The organism is Polynucleobacter sp. 35-46-11, assembly GCF_002281105.1.
In genome coordinates this window covers 1-7,003 of the sequence record NZ_NCFJ01000099.1, presented here as the reverse complement: position 1 = coordinate 7,003, position 7,003 = coordinate 1, and the positions used below count along the sequence as shown (strand labels likewise).

Below are 7,003 nucleotides of genomic sequence, written 5' to 3'. Positions count from 1 at the left end.
TTTGAGGAAGAATTGGTAGTTGAGTTCATGGCAGAGATAGAAGATTAGTAAAAAACGCTACTTGGTCGGTAGAATCATTGAATTCTAGAGGATTCGAGCACGATGGCTGAAATTTTTACCCCTTTTTTAACCGCATTTATTTTGGCTTATGCCTTACGCCCAGTTTGCTTGTGGCTTGAGGGTCGTAAGCTGCCCCGCGCAGCCGCGGCTGGAATTGCCATGATTCTTGGTCTGGGAGTGGTTTTTTTGATTTTGAGCCTGTTTATAACACTCCTCAAAACCGAGATTCCCCTCATTAGAGCCCAATTCCCAGACTGGATCCAAAACACGCAAGCCTGGCTTGGACCCAAGTTGAGTGAATTAAATATCAATGTGGATTGGAGCACCCTGAAATCCAGTGCGACCCAAAAAATTACGACTCACCTGAATGACAATTCCGATGCGCTAATGACATCCACCTTAGAGACCGTACTGATGTCTGGTAGCTCAGTAATTACTGGGTTCGTTAATGCGGTTCTCATCCTGTTTGTGATGTTTTATCTACTCATCGACTGGGATCATTTTTTTAAGCTAGTTAAAAAAATCGTACCTCTTCGCGCACAAGATACGGTTCATCATTTGATCATGCATGCTGATGGTCTGTTATCTCAATATCTTAGAGGCATGCTAATCGTTATCTCCATCATGTCTGTTTTTTATAGCGTTGGGTTAACTCTAGTGGGGATTAAAGGCGCTGTAGCATTTGGTGTCTTCACTGCACTCATGATTGTGATCCCCTATATCGGTATCACCTTAGGCTTCAGCTTAGCCATCCTTGCAGCCCTTTTACAATTCGGTCCTGGTGGTGCAATCATTGGCGTCTTGGCGATATACGGACTTGGGCAATTTATTGAAGGCTTCTTTCTTACGCCGCGCCTGGTAGGCGAGCGAATTGGTTTGCATCCAGTTGCCGTTCTCTTTGCATTGTTGCTATTCGGCAAATTATTCGGCTTCTTTGGCGTGCTTTTAGCATTACCAACGAGCGCAGTCGGCTTAGTTCTACTCCAATACGGCTGGTCACGCTATACCCAAAGCTCTTGGTATCAAAAGTAAATTTCTGCAGTAATGAATAAGCCTTCACTACCAAAGCAATTTGCGCTCGACATCAGTCATGCGCCCAAACCCAGTCTAAATAATTTTTTAGCTGGAGAAAATCTAGCGCTGCACTCTGCTTTAGTAGCCTTAGCTAAATCCTGGGAGGCGAATGCTCCAAGATTGGCTAGCGAGAATCCCTTGAATCAACGCTGGATCTATTGGTGGGGATCCGAGGGTTCTGGTCGCACCCATTTACTCAGTGCCGTCGGCAACGCAGCTCAGTACTTAGGCTTGGAATACTTCCCCCTTACGCCTAAGGAACCGATTTCCTGGGTTCGCCTTGAGGAAAATCTACCCTCCCTCTGCGCTAGTGATGCACCCTCTGTCATTACTGTTGATGATGTGGATCGACTTGATGAGCGCTTGGTAGCCTCTTTATTTCGTATTCTGAATGCCATTCAAAGCAGCAAAGCGGTGCATATTTTCATGGCTGGCAATGCTGCTCCAGGGGCACTAAAGCTTAGAGAAGACCTTCGCACCCGCCTGGGATGGGGTTTGATCTTTCAAACTCACCTTTTGGGAGATGATGAGAAAATGGAGGCCTTACAACAAGCGGCGCAAGCGCGCGGCTTAGTTTTATCGCCAGATGTTTTGCCTTGGTTATTAAATCGCTTTTATCGCGACATGCCTAACCTCATGGCCTTGATTGATGCTTTGGATGCTTATTCACTTGAAACAAAACGTGCTGTTACCTTGCCTCTCGTAAGAGAGCTGTTGCAGCAAAAATAAATTAATTCATATTCAATTCGTGACCCAATTAGCCCTGTTCGACCTAGATCACACATTACTCCCCTGCGATAGCGATTACGAATGGGGCCAGTTCTTGGCACGTATCGGCGTGGTGGATAGTAAATACTACGCACAGCAAAACGAACGCTTCTATCAAGATTACAAGGATGGAAAACTCAACATCCAAGAATTCCTTCGCTTTGCATTAAAGCCGCTCTCAGAACATTCTCGCGCGCAACTCAAAGAATGGCATGACGCTTTTATGCACGAAGTAATTACTGGTCAACTTCGTCAAGAGGCGATTGATCTTGTGAAGCGCCACCAAGATGCTGGCGATCTTTGCTGCGTTGTCACTGCAACCAATAGCTTTGTTACTAGACCCATTGTTGAGAGTTTTGGCATAGAACATCTTGTGGCCACTGAACCTGCCACCGTGGATGACAACCCTTTCACCGATTTCACGGGTGAAGTCAAAGGTATTCCGAGTTTCCGAGAGGGCAAAATTCAACGAGTACACGATTGGCTTGCCACTCAAAATCACGCATTGGATCAGTTGCCACAAAGTTATTTTTATTCGGACTCAATGAATGATTTACCTCTCCTGGAAAAAGTCAGCAATCCTGTTGCCACCAATCCAGATACCCGCCTGCGTGAAGAAGCCACGAAACGCCACTGGCCCATACTTGAACTGTTTGCATGATTACCAAATTTATTAAACGTATTTTGCGTCGTGACCCTATGGTCAGACACACTGCCGCCCATACCTCCGGCGCCCCCAAGAGAATTCCAAAAAAATCTCACCGCATTAATCCAGATTTACTCTCCAAAAATGCAGTGAAAGTAACTCAGACATTGCAACAAGCCGGCTATGAGGCTTTTATCGTTGGTGGCGCAGTGAGAGACTTAGCGCTAGGCATTGGGCCTAAAGATTTTGATGTAGCAACCAATGCCACACCAGATCAAGTACAAAAGCTATTTCGTAAAGCACGTCTCATTGGTCGTCGCTTCCAAATTGTTCACGTCACTTTCTTTGGCAAAGGTCAACCGGAAATTATTGAGGTATCTACCTTCAGAGCCTTATTGGAGAACGCTGGCGAGCATGTAGCGGAAAATGGCCGCATTCTACGTGACAACGTTTGGGGTAGCCAACACGAGGATGCTGCTCGGAGAGATTTCAGCATCAACGCAATGTACTATGACCCCGCTACCGAGACTGTCCTCGACTATCACGGCGGCATGGCCGATATGCAGAAGAAAACTTTACGCATGATTGGTGATCCCGCCAAACGCTATCGCGAAGATCCCATTCGAATGCTGCGTGCAATTCGTTTTGCCGCCAAAACAGGCTTTACTTTGGATGCAGCGACAAGCGCACCTATCGCCAAATTGGGTAAGTTGATTCATGATGTTCCATCAGCCCGCCTATTCGACGAAATCCTTAAACTACTGATGTCGGGTTATTCATGGGCCGCAATTCAAGGCTTGAAGGATGCAGGATTGCATCACGGTCTTTTACCTTTGCTGGATCACATCCTGGATCAGAGTGCAGCCTCTAAAGAGGCGAATGATTTTGTACGTATTGCTCTTGCCAATACCGACCAACGTATTCAATCAGGCAAAAGTGTTTCAGCAGGCTTCTTATTTGCCACCTTACTTTGGCCAGACTTGCTGAACAATTGGAAAAAGAATATCGCTAAGGGGATTTCTAACATCCCCGCATTGCATGATGCAATGGATGAGACGATTGCGAGCCAAAGTAGCGGCATGGTGATCCAGCGTCGCTTCGAAAGCGATATGAGAGAAATCTGGTCTATGCAGCCTCGTTTTGAAAAGCGTGTTGGACGCTACCCTTATCGCCTCATTGAATCCCCACGCTTTAGAGCGGGTTATGATTTTATGCTGTTGCGTTGCGCTACCGGCGAGAAAAGTCCATCCTTAGGTCAATGGTGGACCGACTTCATTGCCACCGACCCGGCAGGGCAGGAAGCCTTGATGGCCAGCGTCAAGAATGAGGCTAGCAATAGCGCCTCCCCTGCAAAACGACGCCGCCGCAGAAAACCTAAAGCCACTATCCAAACTGAAGCTTCACCAGACTAAGCAGACTTAAGAAAAATTCAGTAAAGTAGGCTCGGTAATCTCCTATAGTTTTTCTCTTGTTTGGGATGAGCATGGCTCGAGCTTTTATTGGATTTGGTGGCAATATCGGTGACACACGTCAACTTATTACTGACGCGATTGTGTGCCTCGCGCAGCGTTGCGAACTTCAAATTGTTGCCAAAAGCTGCTTCTATCAAAGCGCGCCATTTCAAGCTACTGGCGGAGACTACATCAATGCAGTCATTGAAATAGAAACGCAATTAAGCCCTTACGGCTTACTGCACGTCTGCCAAGCAGTTGAACAAGAATTTGGCCGTGAGCGTCCTTACACCAATGCACCTCGCACAATTGATCTGGATATTCTGGCATTTGAGGGCGTCTCCCAAACGGATACCGAACTCACTATTCCGCACCCCAAAATCATTGAGCGCTCTTTTGTTCTCCTGCCTTTACTGGAGATTGCTCCGGATTTCTTTTTACCCAACTGGGGTGAACTCAAGGCTTATCTCCCCAATGTAGCCGATCAGCGGATCGAAAAACTCCCTTGCCGCAACTGTAATTGTGCTGAAAAAGACGTTTATAGCCAATCAGCGCATTAATTCATTAAACTCACGCCATGGGTTACTTACAGGGCGAAAAGCCAATCACGATCTCTAAACTCCTCTCCATGCGTGTTGAGGGTGAAAAAATTTCTATGCTGACAGCATACGATTCCACCATGTCAGCCTTATTAAATCGCTGCGGGGTGGATACCATCCTGATTGGGGATTCACTAGGTAATGTGATTCAAGGTCACTCAAGTACTACCCCTGTAACGGTTGAGCAAGTGGCGTATCACACCGAATGTGTAGCTCGTGCTAACACCCATGCATTCGTGATTGCAGATCTTCCTTTTGCTAGTTATGGTGATCCGGTTCAAGCCTTGGATTCAGCTGCAGAACTCATGCGGGCTGGTGCAGATATGGTGAAGCTTGAGGGTGGTGATTGGCAAATCGACATCATTCAATATTTAGTGGAACGTAGCGTTCCTGTTTGTGCTCACTTGGGACTTCTGCCTCAGTCTGTTCATATCTTGGGTGGCTATAAGGTTCAAGGTAAGTCAAAAGATGCTGCAAGCTTAATGCTCGAACAAGCGATTGCTTGCGAGCAAGCGGGCGCGCAAATGATTGTGCTCGAAGCAATCCCCTCCTCATTAGGAAAGCTGATTACTGAATCGCTTTCCATTCCTACCATTGGAATTGGCGCAGGAGCAGATTGCTCCGGTCAAGTGTTGGTATTGCAAGATATGTTGGGCATCAGCCCTGGAAAACCACCAAAGTTTGTAAAAAACTTTTTGGATGGTCATGCCTCAATTGAGGCCGCAGTCAAAGCCTATGTTCGAGAAGTGAAATCCGGAAAATTTCCTGGACCCGAACACGGCTTTGCTGGATAAGCTTTAATAACTAGCTAACTAAAAAAACTCTTCACGCCATCAAACCAACCCTTTTGATGAGGGTTATGTTTGTCACCACCTGATTTCAGGCTGTCATCAAAGTTCTGCAGTAATTTTTTCTGCTCTTCAGTTAACTTCACCGGCGTCTCAACGGCAACGTGAACGAAAAGATCGCCCACCATCGTAGAGCGCAAACCTTTAATTCCCTTGTTACGCAAACGGAATGTTTTTCCAGTCTGCGTTCCTTCAGGAATCGGAAACTCGACGCGGCCCGAAAGCGTTGGCACTTCAATATCGCCACCAATCGTTGCAGTAGCAAAAGAGATTGGCATCTGAACATGCAAATCACTACCGTCACGCTCAAATACCTTATGGGGTTTTACTCTGACCTCAACATAGAGATCGCCAGAGGGTCCGCCGTTCACACCTGGCTCGCCGTTACCCACTGAGCGCACGCGCATACCATCATCAATACCCGCAGGAATTTTGATTTCAAGTGTTTTTTGTTCTTTGTGTTTACCGCTACCATGGCAAGTCTTACATGGCTTCGGAATGTACTCGCCTGTACCGCGGCACTTAGGGCAAGTTTGTTGCATTGAGAAGAAGCCTTGCTGAACGCGAACTTGGCCATGGCCATCGCAAGTAGTGCATCTCTCAGCCTTACTTCCAGGCTCAGCGCCTGTGCCGTGACATGGCTTGCAGTCACTCCAGCTTGGCACCCGAATTTGTGTGGTGTAACCCTCAGCAGCTTGCTCGAGAGTGATCTCCATGTTGTAACGTAAATCGGCGCCCTTATAAACCTGAGGTCCAGACTGACGTCCACCACCTTGGCCGAAGATATCACCAAAGATATCACCGAAGGCATCTGCAAAACCACCGCCACCGAAACCACCACCGCCAAAGCCACTGGACTGATCAACGCCTGCATGACCGTATTGATCATAAGCAGCACGCTTGTTCGGATCTGTCAGCGTTTCGTACGCTTCTTTGACTTCTTTAAATTGCGCTTCCGCTGTTTTGCTATCGGGATTGCGATCAGGGTGATGCTTCATCGCCATTTTCCGATAAGCCTTTTTTAGCTCCTCATCGCTGGCACCTTTCGCAACACCAAGCACTTCGTAATAATCGCGTTTACTTTTAGGCACAAAATTCCTCTCAACAACCTGAATGACACAAGTCGGCTCGAGGCCGACTTGTTATTGAAGTACTTCTAAACTACGTTAAATGGCTCTCAATGAAGGGATTACTTCTTATCATCCACTTCTTTGAAATCCGCATCTACTACGTCAGCATCTGGAGCAGCTGCTTGCGCACCACCAGGAGCTGCGCCAGGTGCAGCGCCACCAGCTTTAGCTTGTTCAGCAGCCATGGCCTTTTCGCCCAACTTCTGACTTGCTTTACCCAAAGCTTCAGTCTTAGCTTCAATGGCAGCTTTATCACTACCCTTGATGGCCTCATCCAATTCTTTTAAGGCAGCTTCGATTGCTTCTTTCTCAGAAGCCTCTAGAGCAGAACCATGCTCTTCCAAAGCTTTCTTAGTTGAATGCGCCAAAGCATCTGCAGTGTTACGCGCTGTGACTAATTCCAATGCTTTTTTATCTTCATCGGCAT

Annotated in this window: 8 protein-coding genes; 6 read left to right on the top strand and 2 right to left on the bottom strand. The window is 47.0% G+C overall.

Translation table 11 applies throughout. From position 1 onward, the window contains the following. The first annotated feature begins 102 nt into the window (after nt 1-102). From B7Y67_RS08800 to panB, 6 genes are all read left to right on the top strand, one after another. Nucleotides 103-1,092, top strand: coding sequence for an AI-2E family transporter (locus B7Y67_RS08800; protein WP_293598321.1), 990 nt, complete (start codon nt 103-105; stop codon nt 1,090-1,092). 12 nt (nt 1,093-1,104) lie between these two features. Beyond that, the gene (hda, locus tag B7Y67_RS08795; protein WP_293598320.1) at nt 1,105-1,863 is read left to right on the top strand and encodes a DnaA regulatory inactivator Hda; all 759 of its coding nucleotides are present in this window, start codon (nt 1,105-1,107) and stop codon (nt 1,861-1,863) included. Nucleotides 1,864-1,882: 19 nt separating this feature from the next. Beyond that, a complete protein-coding gene (locus tag B7Y67_RS08790) occupies nt 1,883-2,563 on the top strand; it encodes an HAD family phosphatase (RefSeq protein ID WP_293598319.1) in 681 nt (226 codons plus the stop codon). Further along, nucleotides 2,560-3,960 carry a polynucleotide adenylyltransferase PcnB gene (pcnB, locus tag B7Y67_RS08785; protein WP_293598318.1) on the top strand — a complete coding sequence of 467 codons (1,401 nt, stop codon included), beginning with the start codon at nt 2,560-2,562 and terminating at the stop codon, nt 3,958-3,960. Before B7Y67_RS08790 ends, pcnB begins: the two co-directional genes overlap by 4 nt. Before the next feature lie 71 nt (nt 3,961-4,031). Next, complete coding sequence (gene folK, locus B7Y67_RS08780; RefSeq protein WP_215386634.1) at nt 4,032-4,559, top strand: 2-amino-4-hydroxy-6-hydroxymethyldihydropteridine diphosphokinase; 528 nt, start codon at nt 4,032-4,034, stop codon at nt 4,557-4,559. Nucleotides 4,560-4,576: 17 nt separating this feature from the next. Beyond that, nucleotides 4,577-5,392 carry a 3-methyl-2-oxobutanoate hydroxymethyltransferase gene (gene panB, locus B7Y67_RS08775; protein WP_293598317.1) on the top strand — a complete coding sequence of 272 codons (816 nt, stop codon included), beginning with the start codon at nt 4,577-4,579 and terminating at the stop codon, nt 5,390-5,392. A 14-nt stretch (nt 5,393-5,406) separates the two neighbouring features. Here the strand turns inward: panB and dnaJ are convergent, their stop codons facing one another. Both dnaJ and B7Y67_RS08765 read right to left on the bottom strand, forming a co-directional pair. Next, a complete protein-coding gene (dnaJ, locus tag B7Y67_RS08770) occupies nt 5,407-6,537 on the bottom strand; it encodes a molecular chaperone DnaJ (protein ID WP_215301927.1) in 1,131 nt (376 codons plus the stop codon). A gap of 98 nt (nt 6,538-6,635) precedes the next feature. Continuing rightward, on the bottom strand, nt 6,636-7,003 hold a 368-nt coding region (locus B7Y67_RS08765), incomplete at its 5' end, for an Hsp70 family protein (protein ID WP_293598316.1).